The sequence below is a fragment of the Streptomyces sp. NPDC007872 genome (assembly GCF_042868165.1).
Classification (GTDB): Bacteria; Actinomycetota; Actinomycetes; order Streptomycetales; family Streptomycetaceae; genus Streptomyces.
Genome location: NZ_JBIAEA010000001.1, coordinates 272,629 through 293,327, shown reverse-complemented (window position 1 = coordinate 293,327; position 20,699 = coordinate 272,629). Strand labels below are relative to the sequence as shown.

Sequence of the window (20,699 nt, the reverse complement as noted above, 5' to 3'; positions counted from 1 at the left end):
GGCCCGGCGCAGGGGTGGGCCGTGCCCCGGCGGGCGGGCAGGCGTACGTACGGATACGGGCGGGCGTGGAGCCCGGTTCAGCCGGTGACGACGGTCAGTCCGGCCTCGGTGGCGGCGTCGAAGCCGTCGTCCACGGCGACCACCTCGCGGCCGGCCGCGTCGAGGAGGGAGGCGGCGACGGCGGCGCGCACGCCGCCGGCGCAGTGCACCCAGACCGTCCCGTCGGGCACCTCGCCGATGCGGTGGTGCAGTGCGTGGACCGGGATGTGGACGGAGCCCTCGATCCACCCGCCCGCGCGTTCCGACGCGCGGCGCACGTCCAGGACGACGATCCCGTCCGTACCCCGCCCGGCCAGGCCGGCGAACGTGGAGCGGGCGAACGACGCCGGCCGTTCCCCCGCGCGCAGCCACCGCTCCGGCCCGCCGAGGGCGGCGGCCGCCGGGCGGTCGATCCCCACCCGCACCAGTTCGCGCTGGGCGGCGGCGAGTCGTTCGGCGGTCTCGGCGAGGAGGGTGACGGGTTTGCCCCAGGGGATGGTCCAGGCCAGGTAGGTGGCGAGCTTGCCGTCCGCCTCGTAGTTGAACGAGCCGGCCACGTGCCCCTTGGCGAACGCGACCCGGTTGCGCAGGTCCACGACCCACTCCCCGGCCGCGAGCCGCGCGGCGATCTCGTCCGGGTCGGCGGGCGCGGGCGGGGTGAGGTCCACCGGCGCGGGACCGGCCGCGTTCACCGGGCCCGTGTGCGCGTAGTAGGCGGGGACGTCCTCCAGGCCCGTGAGCAGGTCGGTCACGAAGGCGTCCACGTCCGTGGTGAGGGCCGGGTTGGCGGCCTTCTCCTTGCCGATCGTGGTGGCGTCGCCGCCCGCCGGGGCGGAGGAGCAGAAGCTGCCGAATCCGTGGGTGGGCAGGACGGCGGTCTCGTCGGGCAGGGTCCGGGCGAGGCGGCGGGCGGAGGCGTGCTGGGCGCGGGCCAGCTCCTCGGTCAGGCGCGGCTCGACGAGGTCGGGGCGGCCGACGGTGCCGATGAGGAGGGAGCCGCCGGTGAACGCGGCCACGGGCCGGCCGGCCTCGCTCAGGACGTACGCGGTGTGGTGCGGGGTGTGGCCCGGGGTCGCGACGGCCGTCAGGGTCAGGCCGGCGTCGACGTCAACGGTGTCGCCGTCCGCGACGGGGACGCGGGCGAACGAGACGCGGGCGGCGGCCGGGACCAGGTAGGCGGCGCCGGTGAGCCGGGCCAGTTCCGGGCCGCCGGTGACGTAGTCGTTGTGGAGGTGCGTCTCCACCACGTGGGATATGCGTATGCCGCGTCGGGCGGCGGCCGCGAGGACCCGGTCGACGTCGCGGGGCGGATCCACCGCCACCGCCGTCCGCTCGCCACCGGCCACGTAGCCGCGGTTGCCGAGGCCCTCCACGTCGATGGTGTCGACAAAGAACACGTGCCGTTCCCTTCGCTGGAAAATTACCCCCCGGGGTATATGGTCCACCTTAACAGGCTTACCCCGGGGGGTATGTTCCCGGCTGTGTCAGACCGGTCCGTGCCGCGTCGGGCCGGTCCGTGCCGCGGACACGCACCCGCCCCCACCGGGAGCGTCCGTCACAGGACGCTCTCGTCCTGGTCGTCGGCCGTGGTCCAGGTCCAGTCGGCCACCTCGGGCATGTCGATGCCGTGCTCCCGGATCCAGGAGTGGTGGCGGGTACGGGCGTCCGCCATGGCCTGCCGCACCCCCACGGCCCGTACGCCCAGGCCGGGCACGCGGTCGATCACGTCCATCACCAGGCGGTAGCGGTCGAGGTCGTTGCGCACGACCATGTCGAAGGGGGTCGTGGTGGTGCCCATCTCCTTGTAGCCCCGCACGTGCAGGTTCGCGTGCCCGGCCCGGCGGTAGGCCAGCCGGTGCACCAGCCAGGGGTAGCCGTGGTAGCCGAAGATCACCGGCCGGTCCGTGGTGAACAGCGCGTCGTACTCCCCGTCGGTCATCCCGTGCGGGTGCTCCTCGTGGGGCATGAGCCGCGTCATGTCGACCACGTTCACCACCCGGACCGCCAGGTCGGGCAGGTGGCGCCGCAGCAGGCCCGCCGCCGCGAGGATCTCCTGGGTGGGCACGTCGCCCGCGCAGGCGAGGACCACGTCCGGCTCGCGCGTGCCGTCCTCGGTGCCCGCCCACTCCCACACCCCGGCGCCCCGGGCGCAGTGGGCGCGGGCCTCGTCCAGGGAGAGCCAGTCGAAGCAGGGCTGCTTGCCGGCGACGATCACGTTGACGTAGTCCCGGCTGCGCAGCGCGTGGTCGGCGACGGACAGCAGGGTGTTGGCGTCCGGCGGCAGGTAGACGCGGACGACCTCGGGGCTCTTGTTGAGCACGTGGTCCACGAAGCCCGGGTCCTGGTGCGAGAAGCCGTTGTGGTCCTGCCGCCACACGTGTGAGGTCAGCAGGTAGTTGAGGGAGGCGATCGGGGCCCGCCACGGCAGCCGGCGCGAGGTCCGCAGCCACTTGATGTGCTGGTTGACCATGGAGTCGACGATGTGGACGAACGCCTCGTAGCAGGAGAACAGCCCGTGGCGGCCGGTGAGCAGATATCCCTCCAGCCAGCCCTGGCAGGTGTGCTCGGAGAGGATCTCCATGACGCGCCCGTGCCGGTCGAGGTGCTCGTCGGTCTTCAGGAGCGGTTCCTGCCAGGCCTTGCCGCTGGCCCCGTACACCGCCTGGAGCCGGTTCGACGCGGTCTCGTCGGGGCCGACGAGCCGGAAGTCGCGCCGGTCGGCGGTGGCGGCCATGACGGCTTCGAGGAGGTCCCCGAGGACGCCGGTCGGCTCGTGCCGGGTGGCGCCCGGCTCCTCCACCGGCACGGCGAAGCGCTCCAGGGGCGGCACGGGCAGGTCCCGCCGCAGCAGGCCGCCGTTGGCGTACGGGGTGGCGCCGAGCCGGCGCTCCCCCTCCGGCACGCAGGCGAGCACCTGCTCGGACGGCGTGCCGTCGTCGCCGAACAGCTCCTCGGGCCGGTACGAGCGCAGCCACGCCTCCAGTTGTCCGCGGTGCTCCGCGTTCTCCCGCACGCCCGGCAGGGGTACCTGGTGGGAGCGCCAGGTGCCCTCGACGGGCAGCCCGTCGACCTCCGCGGGGCCGGTCCAGCCCTTCGGCGTGCGCAGGACGATCACCGGCCACCTCGGCCGCTCGCCCGGCTTGCCGTCGCGGGCCTTCCGCTGGACGTCCCGGATGCGGTCGAGCGCGGTGTCCATCGCCGCTGCCATCGCCCGGTGGATCCGGCGCGGGTCGTCGCCGCTCACGTGCAGCGGTTCGTGGCCGTAGCCGCGCAGCAGCTCGTCGAGCTCCGCCTCGGGGAGCCGGGCGAGCACGGTGGGGTTCGCGATCTTGTAGCCGTTGAGGTGCAGGATCGGCAGGACGGCCCCGTCGTGGACGGGGTCGAGGAACTTGTTCGCGTGCCAGGACGCGGCGAGCGGCCCCGTCTCCGCCTCGCCGTCCCCGATGACGCAGGCCACCAGGAGGTCCGGGTTGTCGAGGGCGGCGCCGTACGCGTGGGACAGGGAGTAGCCCAGCTCGCCGCCCTCGTGGATCGAGCCGGGGGTCTCGGGCGCCACGTGGCTCGGCACCCCGCCGGGGAAGGAGAACTGCCGGAACAGCCGGGCCATGCCCTCCTCGTCCCGGCTCACGTCCGGGTAGACCTCGCTGTAGCTGCCCTCCAGCCAGGAGTTCGCGACCACGGCCGGTCCGCCGTGGCCGGGTCCCCACACGCACAGGGCGTCGAGGCCGCGGTTCCGGATCACCCGGTTGAGGTGGGTGTGCACGAGGTTCAGCCCCGGGGACGTGCCCCAGTGTCCGAGCAGCCGGGGCTTGATGTGCTCCGGTTCCAGGGGTTTGCGCAGCAGCGGGTTGTCCATCAGGTAGATCTGTCCGACGGCGAGGTAGTTGGCCGCCCGCCAGTGGGCGTCGAGCGCGTCGATCTCCTCGTCGGTCGGGGACGCGCCGTTCGAGCGCCTGTTCATGCGCATGTCTCCTCCGTCGTCTGCCTCGTGTGGGCCGTGTGCCCGTACGGCCTCGTACGGCCCCGTGTGCGCGGACGCGGTCGCCCGGCCGACCGGCCCCGGTGTCCTCCGGGGGCGTCTGCCCCGCGCGCCGCCCCGGACACGCCCCGCTCCGGGCGCGCACGTCCCATGGTGGTGCGCGATCCGCCCGGAGGGGGCGTGACACAGGGCGGTGCGCCCGCAAGAGGGGCCGGACGGGTCAGGGGAACCGGACGGGCCGGGGCTCCCGGGCCTCTCAGCGGGCGCGGAAGGCCCGCAGGGCGGAAGGGGTGACGTGCCTGAGGAACGGCACCGGGGTCACCGCGACGGCCACCGCGAAGACGCCGAAGGCGAGCCGCGTGCCGCCCCACTCGGCCAGGAGCCCGACCAGGGCCGCGCCCAGCGGCATGGCGCCGAAGCTGAAGAGCCGGGCCGCCGCGCTGTAGCGGCCGAGCATCTCGTCGGGGACGACGCGCTGGGTGAGGGTGCGGGCGTTGACCGTCCAGAGCGTGCCGCCCATGCCGCCGAGGAAGGCCCCGGCCGCCACGGCCCGGATGTCGGTGGTCAGGGCGGGCAGGGCCACCATCAGGGCGGTGCCGACCAGATCGGCGAACATCGCCCAGCGCGCGCCGAGCAGCCGGTTCACCCGGGTGACGACCGCCGCGCCCACCAGCCCGCCGACGCCGAGGGCGCTGAGCACGATGCCGTACTCCCGGGGGCCGAGCGCCATGTCCCGCTGGGCGTAGAGCGGCATGAGCGCCAGCCAGGCGCCCCAGACGGCGGCGAGCACGGCGACGATCAGCGACAGCGTGCGCAGCACCCGGTCCCGCCACAGGAAGCGCATCCCCTCGGCGATCCGGGCGTTGACCGGGACGGCCACCGCGTCCGGGGCGGGCGCGGGGGCCCGGAAACGGCCCACCAGGAGGAACAGGGAGAGGGCGGCGAGGGCGTACGCGACGCTCGTCGCCCCCAGGGCGAAGCCCGTCCCGGCGGCCAGCAGCAGCCCGCCGACGAAGGGACCGGCGAACTCCTGGCCGACGGTCTCGGCCCCCACCATCCAGGCGTTGGCGCCCTCACGCCGCTCCGCCGGCACCGCGGCCGGGACCAGGGCGGAGGCGGCGGTCGAGGCGAGGACGTCGGCGACGCCGAGGACCGCCCCGGCGCCCAGGAGCACCCCGAGGGTGAGGCCGCCGCCCGCGGCGGAGGCGGTGAGCAGGACCGTCGCCGCCAGCCGCGCTCCGTTCGCGCCCCAGAGGAGCAGCCGCCGGTCGAAGCGGTCGACGAGCACGCCGACGTGCAGGGCCACGAGCAGCCAGGGCAGCGTGAGGGTCAGCGAGACGGCGGTGACCTCGGCGGGGGAGCCGGTGAGCCGGGCGGCGAGCACCGGGAGGGCCATCTTCACCACCCCGTCGGCGAGGTTGGTGACGGCGGTGAAGCCGACCAGGACCGGGGTGTTGCGGCGGCGGGGGTCGGCCCGGCCGGGGCTCTCGCCGGTCTTCGTCGCTCCGGGCGGCGCTGTGAGCATGATTCTCCCCTAACCATCTAACCCTTTAGCCGGTGAAGCCACTCTGGCGTACGGCCGCCCGGTCCGCAACCGTCTAAACGTTTGACCGGTAGGATGGGGGGAGGTTCGCGGAAGGAGTCGTCATGCTGGAGCCGCCCGCCCCGGCCGTCCTCGTGGAGGCCTTCGCCAACACGGTCGACGTGGAGGAGGGGAGCGACGAGATCGCCACCCCGGCCGGGCTCGCCGACTGGCTGGAGGGGCGCGGCCTGCTCGACGTGCCCGGTACGGTCCCCGACGGGATCCACCGCGACTACCTGGCCCTGCGCGCCGGCCTCCGCGAGGAGCTGGGGGTCCATGTCGGCGACGCCCCCGACCCCGCCCTGCTCGCCGAGGCGGACCGGGTCCTCGCCGCGCACCCGGTGCGGATCACGGCCCACGGCGTCCTGACCCCCTCGGCCGGACTGCCCCCGCAGCGCGAACCGCTGGCACGGATCGCCATCGCCTGGAGCGAACTGGTCGCGACCGGGGACGCCGCCCGGCTCAAGCGCTGCGCCGAGCACACCTGCGGATGGGCCTTCTGGGACGTGTCGAAGAACCGGAGCCGCCGCTGGTGCTCCATGCGGGTGTGCGGGAACCGCAACAAGTCCCGGGCCTACGCGTCCCGGCAGCGGCGGGCGACCTGAGACGCGGCTCCTCCGCGGGAACGGGCCCGAGGCTCCGGCGTACGGGAACGGCGTGAGGCCCTGGCATACGGGAACGGTCCCGACACCCGGTCATACGGGAACGGCTCCAAGGCTCCGCCGTACGGGAACGACGCGAGGCCCTGGCATACGGGAGCAGCCCCGACGCCCGGTCGTACGGGAACGGTCCCGACCGGCTTCCCCGCCCCCGTTCCGGCGTAGCCTGAACGCCATGACGCAGGAAGCCGACCCCGGGCTCTTCGGGCCCCGCTCCGTGACCTGGCAGCTCCACAGCGACCCGGTGATGTGGATCGCCGGAGTCCGGGCCCTCTGGCTCCAGGCGCTGCACCCCGTCGCCGTTCGCGGCGTCATGATCAACAGCAGCTTCCGGCAGGACCCCTGGGGCCGCCTGATGCGGACGGCGAACTTCGTCGGGACCCTCAGCTACGGCACCACCGCCGCGGCGGAGGAGGCCGGCGCCCGCGTCCGCCGGATCCACCGGCGGCTCGGCGTGGACGACCCCGAACTGCTGCTCTGGGTCCACTGCGCCGAGACCGACTCGTACCTCTCCGTCGCCCGCCGCTCAGGGATCCCGCTCACCGACGCCGCGGCCGACCGCTACGTCGGCGAACACCGCGCCTCGGCCCGGCTCGTGGGCCTCAACCCGGACGCCGTCCCGGCGTCCACCGCCGAACTCGCCGCCTACTTCGAGGCGGTGCGCCCCCGGCTCGCCGCCGGGCCCGACGCCCGGACCGTCGAGGACTTCCTGCGCCGCCCGCCCGTCGGACCCGCCCTGGTACCGGCGCGCGAGGTGATCTGGCGGCGCGTCACGGCACTCGCGTACGACACCCTGCCCCCGTACGCCCACGCCCTCTACGGACGGCCCGCCCCGCCGCCCGAAACCGTCACCCGCCGGCTCGTCGCCACCGCCAACCTCCTGCGCTGCGTCCCCTCCGGCCTGCGCTGGAGGCTGCCGCCCCGGCACGTCCTGCGGGCCGTGGCACGGCTCGGCCCGGAGACGCGCCCCGACCCTTGCGCGTACCCCACCCCGTACCCCTTGTCCGACCCGGCGGCCATACTGGACACACCGGAAAGGGCGCACGGAATCGACGGGGGCGGCGGCACGCGATGGGGGACTCCAGACTGATCCAGGGCCGGTACCGCCTGCACGAGGTCATCGGCCGCGGCGGCATGGGCGAGGTGTGGCGCGCCACCGACGAGGCGCTCGGCCGCCGCGTCGCCGTGAAGTGCCTCAAACCCCTCGGTCCGCAGCAGGACCCCCACGCCCGCGACGTGGTGCGCGAGCGCTTCCGGCGCGAGGCCCGGGTGGCCGCCGCGCTCCAGCACCGCGGCATCACCGTCGTGCACGACTTCGGCGAGTACGAGGGCGTGCTCTTCCTCGTCATGGAGCTCCTGGAGGGCCGCAACCTCAGCCAGCTCCTCGTGGCCAACGCCCAGAACCCGCTGCCCGTCCAGGACCTCGTCGAGATCACCGACCAGGTCGCCGACGCCCTCGCGTACACGCACCACCAGGGCATCGTGCACCGCGACCTGAAGCCCGCGAACATCATGCGGCTGCGGGACGGCACGGTGAAGATCTGCGACTTCGGAATAGCGCGACTCGGCGCCGACATGGGCCTCACCTCCAAGCTCACCGGGACCGGCATCGCCATGGGGACGCCCCACTACATGTCCCCGGAGCAGATCGGCGGCGGCGAGGTCGACCACCGCAGCGACCTCTACTCGCTGGGGTGCGTGCTGTACGAACTCGCCACCGGCGCCCCGCCCTTCGACCTCGGCGACTCCTGGGCGATCCTCATCGGGCACCGGGACACGGTGCCGCGCCCGCCGCGCGCCCACCGGGCCGAGCTGCCCGACTACTTCGACCGCCTCGTCGTCGACCTGCTCGCCAAGGTCCCCGAGGAGCGGCCGGCCGACGCGGGCGACCTGCGCCGTCGGATCGTCTCGGGCCGCGCGGGCCCGTCCCCGTTCGGGCCGCTGCCCGGCGTGCCCGCACAGCCGCCCCTTCCGCCGACCCGGCCCGTGCCGGACGGCACCGGGCCCGGCCCCGGTCCCGCCGCGCCCGCGCCCGCGTGGGCGCGGGGGATGGCCGGCGGGCACCGCCCGGCCGCCGCGTCCGGCGATGGCCCGCGTCCGGCCGCCCACGACCCCGCCGCGGCCGTCCTCACCACCGAGTGGACCACCGCCGCACCCGCCACCTCGGCGCCCGCACCCGCCACCGCCGCGCCCGCCACCCCGGCGCCCGCGCCCGCCACCACCGCGTTCGCCCCGGCCGCGCCCCCCGCCGAACTGGTCGCGGTGCTCGCCGGCCGGTACCGGGCCGGAATGGGCCTCGGCAGGCTCGGCCGCTGGGACGAGGCCGAGGCGGTGCACCGCTCCGTCGCCGAGGACCGCTCGCGGGTCCTCGGCCCCGACCACCCCGACACCCTCGCCAGCCACTACGAGGTCGGCTTCGCCCTCGCCCGCCTCGACCGCCCCGCCGACGCCCTGCACGCCTTCGACCGGGTCGCCCGCGCCCGCGCCCGCGTCCTCGGCGAGGACCACCCCGACACGCTCGCGGCGCGGCAGGAGCGGGCGTACGCGCTCGGCCGCCTCGGCCGGCACCCCGAGGCGTACGAGCTGTACGTCGAGGTGCTCGCCGCCCGCGAGCGCACCGTCGGCCCCGACCACCCCGACACCCTGCGCTGCCGCCACAACCTGGCGTTCACCCTCGGCCGCCTCGGTCGCCTGGAGGAGGCGCACCGCACGGCGCACGAGGTCGCGGAGGCGCGGGCCCGGCTGCTCGGCCCCGCCCATCCCGACACGCTGGCGACCCGCCAGGAGGTCGCCCACGTCCTCGGGCGCCTGGGGCGCGGCGAGGAGGCGCTCGCCCAGTACCGGGCGGTCGCCGAGGCGCGCGCCTCGGCCCTCGGCGCCGACCACCCGGAGACCCTCGCCGCCCGCTACGAGACCGGCGTCTTCCTCGGGCGGCTCGGACAGGCCGCGGACGCCCTGGACGTCTGCCGCGACCTCGTCGCCGCCCGCACCCGCGCCCAGGGCGCCGACGGGCCCGAGACCCTGCGCGCCCGCCACGCCCTCGCCGTCAACCTCGGCCGGCTCGGGCGCTGGGAGGAGGCGCTCGCGGAGTCCCGGGCCGTCCACGCCGACCGGGAGCGCGTCCTGGGCGCCGACCACCCGGACACCCTCCTCAGCCGCCGCGAGACCGCCGTCGCCCTCGGCCGGCTCGACCGCTGGGAAGAGGCCCTGGACACCCACCGCGCCGTCGCCGCCGCCCGCACCCGGCTCCTCGGCCCCGCCCACCCCGACACCGTCGCCGCCCTGGAGGACGGGGCCCACTGCCTCGAACGGCTCGGCCGGCCGGCCGAGGCCGCCGCCCTCCTCCTCGGAGCGGCCACACCACCCCGGGGAGCGGCCCCGGCCTGACCCGCCGGGTGGGAGCCGCCTCCCACGGGAGGTGCCGCCCCCGGCCCCGCCCCCGCCCCCTTCCCCGCCCCCGCCCGCGTGTGAGCATGAGCCATGACCGCCCCCGCCCCGCTTCCGGGAGTCCCCGCACCCGCCCCCTCGTACGACGCCGTGGTCGTCGGGGGCGGGCACAACGGGCTCGTCGCCGCCGCCTACCTGGCCCGCGCCGGGCGGACCGTCCTCGTCCTGGAACGCCTCGGTTCCACGGGCGGGGCGGCCGTCTCCACCCGCCCGTTCGCCGGGGTGGACGCACGCCTCTCCCGGTACTCGTACCTCGTCTCGCTCCTCCCGGAGAAGATCGTCCGGGACCTCGGCCTGAGGTTCGAGGTGCGGAAGCGGTCCGTCTCCTCGTACACCCCGAAGGGCGACGGCGGCCTCCTCGTCGGCGGCGGTCCCGAGCGCACCCGCGCCTCCTTCGCCGCCCTGACCGGCTCCGACCGCGAGTACGAGGCCTGGCGGGCGTTCTACGCCCGCACCGGCCGGGCCGCCCGCCGGATCTTCCCCACCCTCACCGAACCGCTCCCCGGCCGCGCCGAGCTGCGCGCCCGCGTCGACGACGCCGACACCTGGCGGATGCTCTTCGAGGAGCCCCTCGGCATCGCGGTGGAGAAGGACTTCGCCGACGACCTGGTCCGCGGCGTCGTCCTCACCGACGCCCTCATCGGCACCTTCGCCGACGCCCACGACCCCACCCTCCTCCAGAACCGCTGCTTCCTCTACCACGTCATCGGCGGCGGCACCGGCGACTGGGACGTGCCCGTGGGCGGGATGGGCGCGCTCACCGACGCCCTCGCGGACGCGGCCCGCGCCGCCGGAGCCCAGTTGCGCACCGGCCACGAGGTCACCCGGATCGAGACCGACGGCCGCCGCGCCGAGGTCACGTACCGCACGGCCGACGGCGAGGGGACCGTCGAGGCCGGCCACGTCCTCGTCAACGCCTCCCCGCGCGACCTGGCCGCGCTCCTCGGCGACCCGCCCCCGCCCGCCCCCGAGGGCGCCCAGCTCAAGGTCAACATGCTGCTCACCCGGCTGCCGAGGCTCCGGGACCGCTCCGTCGACCCCCGCGAGGCCTTCGCCGGCACCTTCCACATCGCCGAGGGGTACGGGCAGTTGGCCACCGCCCACGCCGAGGCGGCCGCCGGGCGCCTGCCCACCGCCCCGCCCTCCGAGATCTACTGCCACTCCCTCACCGACCCGACGATCCTCGGCCCGGACCTCGCCGCCCGGGGGTACCAGACCCTCACCCTCTTCGGACTGCACGCCCCCGCCCGGCTGTTCGCCGCCGACAACGACGGCGCCCGCGCCGCGCTCCTCGCGGCCACCCTCGCCCAGCTCGACGCCCACCTGGACGAGCCGATCACCGACTGCCTCGCCCCCGACGCCGACGGGCGGCCCTGCATCGAGGCGAAGACCCCGCTCGACCTCGAACGCGACCTGCGGCTGCCCGGCGGCCACATCTTCCACCGCGACCTCTCCTTCCCCTACGCGGACGAGCCGGCCCACGGAGAGGACAGCGGCCGCTGGGGCGTCGGGACCCGCCACGCCAACCTGCTCCTCTGCGGCGCGGGAGCGGTCCGGGGCGGGGGAGTGAGCGGCATCCCCGGCCACAACGCGGCGATGAGCGTCCTGGGGCGGTGACGCCCCCCGAGGGGTGAGCGCCGTGCCCGCGTGTTGACGCCGGGCCGTCCCCGCCCGGGGTGTGAAGCTGATCTGCGAGCGCGCTTAAGAAATCCTCGATGGACCGGGGCCGCGCGTACGGGAGATTCTCTTCCAGGGATCTTGGGCGCACAGCCCTGCCCTCACCCCCGCATCACAGGACACGCACGTCGGGAGCCGTTGCATTGAAGGCACTGGTCAAGCTGAAGGCGGAGCCGGGACTCTGGCTCACGGACGTGCCCGAGCCGGAGACCGGCCCCGGAGACGTCCTCATCAAGGTCAAGCGGACCGGCATCTGCGGCACCGACCTGCACATCCGCTCCTGGGACGGCTGGGCGCAGAAGACGATCGCCACCCCGCTGACGCTCGGCCACGAGTTCGTCGGCGAGGTCGTCCACACCGGCCGTGACGTCGCCGACATCGCCGTCGGCGACCTGGTCAGCGGCGAGGGCCACCTCGTCTGCGGCAAGTGCCGCAACTGCCTGGCCGGCCGCCGCCACCTCTGCCGCGCCACCGTCGGCCTCGGCGTCGGCCGCGACGGCGCCTTCGCGGAGTACGTCGTGCTGCCCGCCTCCAACGTGTGGGTGCACCGCGTCCCCGTCGACCTCGACGTCGCCGCGATCTTCGACCCCTTCGGCAACGCCGTCCACACCGCGCTCTCCTTCCCGCTCGTCGGCGAGGACGTCCTGGTCACCGGCGCGGGACCGATCGGCATCATGGCCGCCGCCGTCGCCAAGCACGCCGGCGCCCGCAACGTCGTCATCACCGACGTCAGCGAGGAGCGCCTCGACCTCGCCCGCAAGACGGGCGTCACCCTCGCCCTGAACGTCGCCGAGCGGACCATCGCGGACGGCCAGCGCACCCTCGGGCTCAAGGAGGGCTTCGACGTCGGCCTGGAGATGTCCGGCAACCCGCACGCGATGCGCGACATGGTCGCCAACATGACCCACGGCGGCAAGATCGCCATGCTGGGCCTGCCCAGCGAGGACTTCGCCGTCGACTGGGCCAAGATCGTCACCTCCATGATCACGGTCAAGGGCATCTACGGCCGCGAGATGTTCGAGACCTGGTACGCGATGTCGGTGCTCCTGGAGGGCGGCCTCGACCTCGCCCCCGTGATCACCGGCCGGTACGCGTACACCGACTTCGAGGCCGCCTTCGACGACGCGGCCTCCGGCAAGAGCGGCAAGATCATCCTCGACTGGACTGCGGGAGCCTGACCCATGTTCGATTCCGTTCGCGACGACATCCGTGCCACCCTCGAAGAGATCGAGCAGGCCGGGCTCCACAAGCCCGAGCGCGTCATCGGCACTCCCCAGTCGGCCACCGTCGAGGTGACCGCCGGCGGCCGCCCCGGCGAGGTGCTCAACTTCTGCGCCAACAACTACCTGGGCCTGGCCGACCACCCCGAGGTGGTCGCCGCCGCCCACGAGGCCCTGGACCGCTGGGGCTACGGCATGGCGTCCGTCCGCTTCATCTGCGGTACGCAGGAGGTGCACAAGGAGCTGGAGGCGCGCCTGTCCTCCTTCCTGGGCCAGGAGGACACGATCCTCTACTCCTCCTGCTTCGACGCCAACGGCGGCGTCTTCGAGACGATCCTCGGCCCCGAGGACGCCGTCATCTCCGACGCCCTCAACCACGCCTCGATCATCGACGGCATCCGCCTCTCCAAGGCCCGCCGCTTCCGCTACGCCAACCGCGACATGGCCGACCTCGAGCAGCGCCTCAAGGAGGCGACCGAGGGCGGCGCCCGGCGCAAGCTGATCGTCACCGACGGCGTCTTCTCGATGGACGGCTACGTCGCCCCCCTCGACGAGATCTGCGACCTGGCCGAGCGCCACGACGCCATGGTCATGGTCGACGACTCGCACGCCGTCGGCTTCGTCGGCCCCGGCGGGCGCGGCACCCCCGAGCTGCACGGCGTCATGGACCGCGTCGACATCATCACCGGCACCCTCGGCAAGGCCCTCGGCGGCGCCTCCGGCGGCTACGTCGCCGCCCGCGCCGAGATCGTCGCCCTGCTGCGCCAGCGCTCCCGCCCGTACCTCTTCTCCAACACCCTCGCCCCGGTCATCGCCGCCGCCTCCCTCAAGGTCCTCGACCTCCTGGAGTCCGCCGGCGACCTGCGCGACCGCCTGAGGGCCAACACGGCGCTCTTCCGCTCCCGCATGACCGAGGAGGGCTTCGATGTCCTCCCCGGCGACCACGCCATCGCCCCCGTCATGATCGGGGACGCCGCCGTCGCCGGCCGGATGGCCGAGCTGCTCCTGGAGCGCGGCGTGTACGTGATCGGCTTCTCGTACCCGGTCGTGCCGCAGGGCCGGGCCCGCATCCGCGTCCAGCTCTCGGCCGCCCACTCCACGGAGGACGTGAACCGGGCCGTGGACGCGTTCGTCGCGGCCCGCGCCGCCCTGACCGGCTGAGACCCGGTCCCGGACCCCGGCCCCAGGGGTCCGGAGCAGGCCCTCCGGCCTGCGAGACTGGGGACATGATCGAAGCGCGGCGGTTGCACATCCTCCGTGCGGTGGCCGACCACCGCACGGTCACGGCGGCGGCCGCCGCGCTCTACCTCACCCCCTCCGCCGTCTCCCAGCAGCTCGCCGCCCTGGAGCAGGAGACCGGCCACCGTCTGGTCGAGCGGAGCGCCCGGGGCGCCCGCCTCACCCCGGCCGGCGAGATCCTGCTCCAGCACGCCAACGCCGTCCTGGCCCAACTGGAGCGCGCCGAGGCCGAGCTCGCCGCCTACGGCTCCGGCGAGGCCGGCACGGTCACGGTCGCCGCCTTCGCCACCGGCATCGGCCTCGTGGTCGCCCCCGCCCTCACGGCGCTCGCCCGCACCGCGCCCGGCATCCGGGTCCGGGTGCGGGACGCCGAGGGCGACGAGAGCCTGCTCATGGTCCTGGACCGGCAGGTGGACGTGGCCGTCGCCGTCGAGTACCGGGGCGCGCCGGGCGAGGACGACGACCGGCTCACCCGCGTCCCGCTCTACGCCGAGCCCTTCGACGCGGTCCTGCCGGCCGGCCACCCCCTGGCGGCCGGCGACCGGGTCGCGCTCGCCGCCCTCGCCAAGGACGACTGGATCGGGCAGTCCACCGGCAACCCCTGCCACGACGTCACCGTCCTGGCCTGCGAGTACGCCGGCTTCGCCCCCCGTTTCGCGCACGTCTCCGACGACTTCCGCGCCGTCGTCGCCCTCGCCTCCGCCTCCGCCGGAGTCGCCCTCGTGCCCCGCTCGGCGCTGCGCGGGACGGACCTCACGGGCGTCGAGATCCGCCCCGTGGACGGGGTCGCCCCCACCCGCCGGGTCTTCGCCGCGGTACGGCGCGGAGCCGAGGAACACCCCCTGATCAGCCCGCTCCTGACGGAGCTGCGCACGGCGGCGGCCGACTGAGGACCCCGGACCGGGCCGGTCAGTCCCGGGACGCCGTCCAGCCCACCGCCTCGATCCGCGCGCCGTCCGCCGGCCGGGCCTCGTCGAACAGCGGCCGCCCGGCGGCGTCGAGGACCCGCAGCCCGTCCACGTACACCCCGCGTCCGACGTACCGCGCGTCCGTCGCGTACCGCCACCGCAGTCGTACGGGGGCGGAGTCCCGGGCCGCCCCCGGCACCTCGGCCGCCAGCCGGTGCCAGACCCGCCCGGACCAGCCGCCCACCGCCCCCGCCGGGTGCGGCGACGGCTCCTCTCCGGGGCGCGCGGTGACGAACGGCACCGCCTCCCAGGTCGCCCCGCCGTCGCGGGAGGCCTCCAGGAAGACGGCGTCCGCGTCCGGTTCGGTGTCCCACCACAGCGCGCACTCCAGGCGCGCGGCACCGGGCACCGGGGGCAGGGCGAGGGTGGCGGTGGCGCCGCTCGCCATTCCCGAGAACCAGGCCGTACGCCCCCGGGCGGGCCGTACGGGCACGGCCCTGGCCAGGCGGTTCGCGGTGGCGACGCGCGGCGCGGAGCCGGAGCGCCAGGAACGCACCGGGTGCACGGAGTTGCCGAGGACGATCAGGAACGAGTCGGTCGTCGGGTCCAGGACGAGGCTGGTGCCGGTGAAACCGGTGTGCCCGGCCGTGCGGGGCGTGGCCATCGCCCCCATGTACCAGTGCTGGTGGAGCTCGAAGCCGAGCCCGTGGGCGTCGCCGGGGAAGGCGGTGTTGAAGTCGGTGAACATCAGCTCCACGGAGGCGGGGGAGAGGATGCGGGCCCGGCCGTACGCCCCGCCGTTGAGCAGGGCGCGGGCGAGGACCGCCAGGTCCCAGGCGCGCGAGAAGACCCCGGCGTGCCCGGCGACCCCGCCGAGCGCGTGGGCGTTCTCGTCGTGGACCTCGCCCCACACCATGCCCCGGTCCAGTCCCGACCAGGGCGGCCGGGCGTCCTCGGTGGCGGCGATGTCCGGCCGCCAGGAGGCCGGGGGGTTGAAGCGCGTGCGGCGCATCCCGAGCGGAGCGGTGATCTCGTCGTGGAGCAGGACGTCCAGACCGCGACCGGTGATCTCCTCCAGGACCAGTTGCAGCGAGATCAGGTTGAGGTCGGAGTAGAGGTACGCGGACCCCGGCGGGTTCGCGAGCCGCTCCTCCCAGAGCAGCCGCAGCTTCCCCTCCCGCGTCGGCTCCCGGTAGAGCGGGATCCAGGACCGGAACCCCGAGGTGTGGGTGAGGAGCTGGCGCACCGTCACGTCCCGTTTCCCGCCGCCGCCGAACTCCGGCAGGTACGCCTTGACCCTCGCCTCCAGGTCGAGGGCCCCGCGCTCGATCTGCTGCACCGCCAGGATCGAGGTGAACAGCTTGGAGACCGAGGCCAGGTCGAAGACGGTGTCCTCGGTCGTCGGCCGCTGCCGCTCCGGCGGCAGTTCGACGCCGGTGTCGGTCTTCTCGTCGTACGCCGCGTAGCGCACGGCCGAGCCGATCGCCCGGTGCAGGGCCACGGTCCCGCCGCGCCCGGCGAGCAGGACCGCGCCCGCGTACCAGGGGTGCGCGGGGGAGGGGGCGAGGAACGCCTCGGCCTCCGTCACCAACCGGTCGAGGTGCGGCGCGAGCAGCCCGGCCCGCGCGGCCGGACCGCGCCGCAGGGTGGTCCGCCGCGCGACGGCCCCGGTCCCGCTCCCGGGCCCGCCTCCCGATCCGCTCCCGGATCCCGCCGCGAGGCCGGCGCCCGGCGCCGCACCGATCACCACCGCTCCTCCGAGGGCCAGCAGCCCGCCGCCGAACGCGCGCCGGGTCGAACGTCCTTGCCTCGCCGCATCCTCCGTCATGCCCACTGTCATCCCACCGCCGCCCACCGCCAAACGGATCCTCCCGGACCGAACGGCCCTTCCGGTAGCATCGGCCGTAAAGATCTCTTTGCTTTCAAAGCAAAATAAAGAGTGTGAAACCGAAACGAAGGGGGAAGCGCGCGATGCAGAACGCCCACGAGGAGGACGAGGACCCCGAACCGGATCTGGACGAGGCCGTGCGCACGCTGCTGCTGCTGATGCCCCGGACGGTCGCACGGGTCAAGCGCCTCAGGATCCCCGAGGACCTGCGGTCGCTCACCCTCGCGCCCCGCCACCTCTCCCTCCTCGCCCACCTCCTCTTCGACGGACCGCTGAGCGTCAACGAGCTCGCCGCCCATCTGGAGGTGGCCCCCACGACCGCCAGCCTGATGGTGGGGGACCTGGCGAAGAAGGGCGTCCTGGAGCGGGTCGAGGACCCGGCCGACCGCAGGCGCAAGATCGTGTCCATCTCCGAGCACCACCGGGCCGCCATCGACGGCTGGCTCGGACGCGGCGCCGACGCCTGGCGCGCGGCCCTGGCTCCGCTCGACGCGAGGGAGCGGCGGATGTTCATCGAGACGCTCGCCGCGTACGAGCGCGGCCTCGCCGAACCCCTGGAATGAACGAAATCGGGCGAAAGCCCCCTTTATGGCAGGATGCGGATCATGAGTTCGAGCACGGCGGCAATGACACGTCAGTGGACCACCTGGGGACCAGTGGTGGCGGCGATCGCCCTGGGCGCGGCCTGGGGGCGTGACCTCCCCGGCTTCGTCGTGGGGCTCATCGCCCTCTGCCTCCTCACGGCGGTCCTCGCGGCGGTCCACCACGCCGAGGTCATCGCCCACCGCGTCGGCGAACCCTTCGGCTCGCTCGTCCTCGCCGTGGCCGTCACCGTCATCGAAGTCGGGCTCATCGTCACCCTGATGGCCGGAGGCGGCGAGAAGACCTCGACCTACGCCCGCGACACCGTCTTCGCCGCCGTCATGATCACCTGCAACGGCATCGTCGGCCTCTCCCTCCTCGTCGGCGCGCTCCGCAACCGCGTCGCCGTCTTCAACGCCGAGGGCTCCGGCGGCGCGCTCGCCATCGTCTGCACCCTCGCCACGATGACGCTGGTCCTGCCGACCTTCACCACGAGCCACCCCGGCCCCGAGTTCTCCGGCGCCCAGCTCATCTTCGCCGCCGTCGCCTCCCTCTGCCTGTACGGCGTCTTCGTCGGCGTCCAGACGGTCCGGCACCGCGACTACTTCCTCCCGGTGCCGCGCCCCGGCCACGACTCCGAGGACGAGCACGCCGCCCCGCCGGACAGCCGTGAGGCCTGGACCAGCCTCGGCCTGCTGCTCCTCGCCCTCGTCGCCGTCGTCGGCAACGCCAAGCTGGTCTCGCCCACCATCGAGGACGGCGTCGAGTCGGCCGGTCTGCCCAAGGCGGTCGTCGGCGTCGTCATCGCCCTGATGGTGCTGCTCCCCGAGACCCTCGCCGCCGTCCGCGCGGCCCGCCGGGACAGGATGCAGACCAGCCTCAACCTCGCCTACGGCTCCGCGATCGCCAGCATCGGCCTGACCGTCCCGGCGATCGCGCTCGCCTCGATCTGGCTGTCCGGGCCCCTGGTGCTCGGCCTGGGCCCCCTCCACATGGTCCTGCTCGCCCTCACCGGCGTGGTGAGTGCCCTGACCGTGGTGCCCGGACGGGCCACGCTCCTCCAGGGCGGCGTCCACCTCTCGATCTTCGCCGCCTTCGTGTTCATGTCGTTCAGTCCCTGACGGCCCCTCGGACCGGTCCGCCGCTCAGTCCCGGACGACCACCACCCGCAGCGCCGGCGAGCGCAGGATGTCCTTCTCGCGGAACCGGGAGGTCACCCGGCGCTCGCCGGCGTACAGCCGCGTCCGATCGAGGCGGTGACGACGGCCAGGGCCGCCCCGGCGAGCGCCAGGTGCTTCAGTCGGGTGCGGAGGTGCAAGGTGCCTCCCGGTGACGGTGGAGCACTGCGGATCGAACCATGCACCCAGCCGGGCGCCCCCTTGTCAACATCCCGTGCGGCGTGCCGGTGCGGGTCGTCTCCGGCGCGGCGCACGGTACTTGACCTCCCGTGAGGCGGACACGGAGGATCGCGCCATGAGCCGACTCCCCAGCCGCACCGTCGACGGCGTCCTGCGCGCGAGCGCCCGGCGCGTCCCCGACCGGACCGCCCTGCGGTACGCCGACCGGAGCTGGACGTACGCGGAGCTGGACGCGGCCGTCTCCACCGCCGCCGCCGTCCTGCGGGAGCCCCATCACGGCATCGGGTTGCCGGAGTACGCCCGGGTCGCCACCTACGGCCACAACTCCGACGCCTACCTCATCGCGTTCCTGGCGTGCGCCCGGGCCGGCCTGGTCCACGTGCCGGTCAACCACCACCTGACCGGCGACGACCTCGCGTACGTCCTGGAGCAGTCGGACAGCTCGCTCGTCCTCGCCGACCCCGCCCTCGCGGACCGGATCCCGGACGGCTTCCCCGTCAAGCCGCTGCGGGACGCGCCCGGTTCGCTGCTCGACGCGCTCGCCGAGCCGGAGGCGCACGACACCGACCGCGACGCCCGCGACCTCGCCCAGTTGCTCTACACCTCGGGCACCACCGCCCGGCCCAAGGGCGCGATGATGACCCATCTCGCCCTGGCCCACGAGTACGCGAGCGCCGTCGAGGCCCTCGACCTGCGCGAGGACGACCGGCCCGTGCACGCGCTGCCGCTCTACCACTCGGCGCAGATGCACGTCTTCCTGCTGCCCTACCTCGCCGTCGGCGCCGAGAACACCCTCGTCGACGGACCCGACCCGGCCGTCCTGTTCGACCTGGTCGAGGCGGGCCGCGCCGACAGCCTGTTCGCCCCGCCGACGGTCTGGGTCGGCCTCGCCAACCATCCGGAGTTCGCCACCCGCGACCTCTCCGCGCTCCGCAAGGCCTATTACGGGGCCTCCGTCATGCCCGTGCCCGTCCTGGAGCGCCTGCGCGCCCGGCTGCCCGGGCTGCGGTTCTACAACTGCTTCGGCCAGTCCGAGATCGGCCCGCTCGCCACCGTCCTCGGCCCCGACGAGCACGAGGGCCGCATGGAATCCTGCGGCCGGCCCGTTCGCCACGTCCAGGCCCGGGTCGTCGACGAGAACGGCGACGACGTCCCCGACGGCACCCCCGGCGAGATCGTCTACCGCTCGCCCCAGTTGTGCGAGGGCTACTGGAACAAGCCCGAGGAGACCAGGGCGGCCTTCAGGAACGGCTGGTTCCACTCGGGCGACCTCGCGGTCCGCGACGCCGAGGGCTACTACACGATCGTCGACCGCGTGAAGGACGTCATCAACTCCGGCGGCGTCCTGGTCGCCTCCCGCCAGGTCGAGGACGCCCTCTACACCCACCCCGGAGTCGCCGAGGCGGCCGTGATCGGCCTCCCCGACGAGCGCTGGATCGAGGCGGTCACCGCCGTGGTCGTCCCGCGCGGCGGGGTCACCGAGACCGAACTCCTCGCCCACGCCCGCGAGAAGCTCCCCCACTTCAAGGCCCCCAAGCGCGTCCACTTCCTCCCCGAACTGCCCCGCAACGCGAGCGGCAAGATCCTCAAGCGCGAACTGAGGGACCGGTTCGCGCAGGTCTAGGGAGGGAGCCTCCTCTCAGGGGGTGTCTGCCGGGTGCCCGGTGGACGCGAGGACCGAGGTCAGGAAGCGGCGCACGGTCTCCAGTTCGTCCGGCTCGAACCCCTCCGCGACCGCCACCACCCCGCCGATGACCGGTCCGAAGAAGGACCACCCCAGCTCCACGGCCTTCTCCTCCACCCGCAGGAGGACGCGCCGCCGGTCCTCCGTGTCCCGCTCCCGCCGGACGAGCCCCAGCCGTTCGAGCCGGTCCACCAGGGCGGTGGTGCCGGCGGAGTTCAGCCGCAGCCGCTCGCCGAGCCGTCCGGGCGTGACCCGGGTGCCGTCCCGTGCCGCGTCCAGCAGGTGGACCAACGCCCGCACGTCGGTGGGATGCAGCCCCTCGCGCGCGGCGAACTCGGCGCCCAGCAGGTCGAATGCGACGGTGACCGCCCGCAGCAGGTGCACCAGCCGCATCGCCGGACCTCGGTCGTCCACCCGTGCTCCTCCGCGCCTCGAAC

Annotated in this window: 15 protein-coding genes; 10 read left to right on the top strand and 5 right to left on the bottom strand. The window is 74.6% G+C overall.

What is annotated here, in order from left to right:
- Positions 1-77: 77 nt before the first annotated feature.
- The 3 genes from ACFYNX_RS01265 to ACFYNX_RS01255 all read right to left on the bottom strand — a co-directional run bounded on the left by ACFYNX_RS01265 (position 78) and on the right by ACFYNX_RS01255 (position 5,543).
- Positions 78-1,436, bottom strand: a complete 1,359-nt coding sequence (locus ACFYNX_RS01265) for a rhodanese-like domain-containing protein (protein WP_388656322.1) — start codon at positions 1,434-1,436, stop codon at positions 78-80.
- Positions 1,437-1,594: 158 nt separating this feature from the next.
- Positions 1,595-4,006 carry a phosphoketolase gene (locus ACFYNX_RS01260; RefSeq protein WP_388656320.1) on the bottom strand — a complete coding sequence of 804 codons (2,412 nt, stop codon included), beginning with the start codon at positions 4,004-4,006 and terminating at the stop codon, positions 1,595-1,597.
- A 268-nt stretch (positions 4,007-4,274) separates the two neighbouring features.
- Positions 4,275-5,543 (bottom strand): MFS transporter, encoded by a 1,269-nt coding sequence (locus ACFYNX_RS01255; RefSeq protein ID WP_388656318.1) that lies wholly within the window; start codon positions 5,541-5,543, stop codon positions 4,275-4,277.
- 122 nt (positions 5,544-5,665) lie between these two features.
- Here ACFYNX_RS01255 and ACFYNX_RS01250 point away from each other — a divergent pair, with 122 nt between their 5' ends.
- The 7 genes from ACFYNX_RS01250 (at position 5,666) to ACFYNX_RS01220 (ending at position 14,732) form a co-directional block, all read left to right on the top strand.
- Positions 5,666-6,205, top strand: coding sequence for a CGNR zinc finger domain-containing protein (locus tag ACFYNX_RS01250; protein WP_365545316.1), 540 nt, complete (start codon positions 5,666-5,668; stop codon positions 6,203-6,205).
- Positions 6,206-6,434: 229 nt separating this feature from the next.
- The gene (locus tag ACFYNX_RS01245) at positions 6,435-7,349 is read left to right on the top strand and encodes an oxygenase MpaB family protein (RefSeq protein WP_388656316.1); all 915 of its coding nucleotides are present in this window, start codon (positions 6,435-6,437) and stop codon (positions 7,347-7,349) included.
- Positions 7,331-9,646 (top strand): tetratricopeptide repeat protein, encoded by a 2,316-nt coding sequence (locus ACFYNX_RS01240; RefSeq protein WP_388656314.1) that lies wholly within the window; start codon positions 7,331-7,333, stop codon positions 9,644-9,646. The genes ACFYNX_RS01245 and ACFYNX_RS01240 overlap by 19 nt, the downstream gene beginning before the upstream one ends.
- A gap of 93 nt (positions 9,647-9,739) precedes the next feature.
- Positions 9,740-11,323 (top strand): phytoene desaturase family protein, encoded by a 1,584-nt coding sequence (locus ACFYNX_RS01235; protein WP_388656311.1) that lies wholly within the window; start codon positions 9,740-9,742, stop codon positions 11,321-11,323.
- A gap of 203 nt (positions 11,324-11,526) precedes the next feature.
- Positions 11,527-12,561: an L-threonine 3-dehydrogenase gene (tdh, locus tag ACFYNX_RS01230; RefSeq protein WP_125658712.1), complete on the top strand. Its 1,035-nt coding sequence runs from the start codon at positions 11,527-11,529 to the stop codon at positions 12,559-12,561.
- Positions 12,562-12,564: 3 nt separating this feature from the next.
- Entirely contained in the window at positions 12,565-13,764 is a 1,200-nt protein-coding gene (locus ACFYNX_RS01225) for a glycine C-acetyltransferase (RefSeq protein WP_388656308.1), read from the top strand.
- Positions 13,765-13,829: 65 nt separating this feature from the next.
- Positions 13,830-14,732 (top strand): LysR family transcriptional regulator, encoded by a 903-nt coding sequence (locus ACFYNX_RS01220; RefSeq protein ID WP_365545332.1) that lies wholly within the window; start codon positions 13,830-13,832, stop codon positions 14,730-14,732.
- Between the two features lie 19 nt (positions 14,733-14,751).
- On the opposite strand, the gene ACFYNX_RS01215 is transcribed toward ACFYNX_RS01220, so the two are convergent.
- Positions 14,752-16,578: a serine hydrolase gene (locus ACFYNX_RS01215; protein WP_388656305.1), complete on the bottom strand. Its 1,827-nt coding sequence runs from the start codon at positions 16,576-16,578 to the stop codon at positions 14,752-14,754.
- A 143-nt stretch (positions 16,579-16,721) separates the two neighbouring features.
- On the opposite strand from ACFYNX_RS01215, the gene ACFYNX_RS01210 reads away from it, so the two are divergent.
- The 3 genes from ACFYNX_RS01210 (at position 16,722) to ACFYNX_RS01200 (ending at position 20,202) form a co-directional block, all read left to right on the top strand.
- A complete protein-coding gene (locus ACFYNX_RS01210; RefSeq protein WP_388656303.1) occupies positions 16,722-17,201 on the top strand; it encodes a MarR family winged helix-turn-helix transcriptional regulator in 480 nt (159 codons plus the stop codon).
- Positions 17,202-17,243: 42 nt separating this feature from the next.
- On the top strand, positions 17,244-18,341 hold the full coding sequence (locus ACFYNX_RS01205) for a calcium:proton antiporter (protein ID WP_388656300.1): 1,098 nt from the start codon (positions 17,244-17,246) through the stop codon (positions 18,339-18,341).
- A 352-nt stretch (positions 18,342-18,693) separates the two neighbouring features.
- Complete coding sequence (locus ACFYNX_RS01200; protein WP_388656297.1) at positions 18,694-20,202, top strand: fatty acyl-CoA synthetase; 1,509 nt, start codon at positions 18,694-18,696, stop codon at positions 20,200-20,202.
- A gap of 15 nt (positions 20,203-20,217) precedes the next feature.
- Here ACFYNX_RS01200 and ACFYNX_RS01195 read toward each other — a convergent pair whose 3' ends face one another.
- Complete coding sequence (locus tag ACFYNX_RS01195; RefSeq protein ID WP_388657791.1) at positions 20,218-20,655, bottom strand: MarR family winged helix-turn-helix transcriptional regulator; 438 nt, start codon at positions 20,653-20,655, stop codon at positions 20,218-20,220.
- Positions 20,656-20,699 lie beyond the last annotated feature (44 nt).

What these genes read in the sequence shown, in the direction of transcription:
- ACFYNX_RS01260 (WP_388656320.1), bottom strand. Translation starts at nt 4,006, where the DNA reads ATGCGCATGAACAGGCGCTCGAACGGCGCGTCCCCGACCGACGAGGAG.
- ACFYNX_RS01255 (WP_388656318.1), bottom strand. Translation starts at nt 5,543, where the DNA reads ATGCTCACAGCGCCGCCCGGAGCGACGAAGACCGGCGAGAGCCCCGGC.
- ACFYNX_RS01250 (WP_365545316.1), top strand. Translation starts at nt 5,666, where the DNA reads ATGCTGGAGCCGCCCGCCCCGGCCGTCCTCGTGGAGGCCTTCGCCAAC.
- ACFYNX_RS01245 (WP_388656316.1), top strand. Translation starts at nt 6,435, where the DNA reads ATGACGCAGGAAGCCGACCCCGGGCTCTTCGGGCCCCGCTCCGTGACC.
- ACFYNX_RS01240 (WP_388656314.1), top strand. Translation starts at nt 7,331, where the DNA reads ATGGGGGACTCCAGACTGATCCAGGGCCGGTACCGCCTGCACGAGGTC.
- ACFYNX_RS01235 (WP_388656311.1), top strand. Translation starts at nt 9,740, where the DNA reads ATGACCGCCCCCGCCCCGCTTCCGGGAGTCCCCGCACCCGCCCCCTCG.
- ACFYNX_RS01225 (WP_388656308.1), top strand. Translation starts at nt 12,565, where the DNA reads ATGTTCGATTCCGTTCGCGACGACATCCGTGCCACCCTCGAAGAGATC.
- ACFYNX_RS01220 (WP_365545332.1), top strand. Translation starts at nt 13,830, where the DNA reads ATGATCGAAGCGCGGCGGTTGCACATCCTCCGTGCGGTGGCCGACCAC.
- ACFYNX_RS01215 (WP_388656305.1), bottom strand. Translation starts at nt 16,578, where the DNA reads ATGACGGAGGATGCGGCGAGGCAAGGACGTTCGACCCGGCGCGCGTTC.
- ACFYNX_RS01210 (WP_388656303.1), top strand. Translation starts at nt 16,722, where the DNA reads ATGCAGAACGCCCACGAGGAGGACGAGGACCCCGAACCGGATCTGGAC.
- ACFYNX_RS01205 (WP_388656300.1), top strand. Translation starts at nt 17,244, where the DNA reads ATGAGTTCGAGCACGGCGGCAATGACACGTCAGTGGACCACCTGGGGA.
- ACFYNX_RS01200 (WP_388656297.1), top strand. Translation starts at nt 18,694, where the DNA reads ATGAGCCGACTCCCCAGCCGCACCGTCGACGGCGTCCTGCGCGCGAGC.
- ACFYNX_RS01195 (WP_388657791.1), bottom strand. Translation starts at nt 20,655, where the DNA reads ATGCGGCTGGTGCACCTGCTGCGGGCGGTCACCGTCGCATTCGACCTG.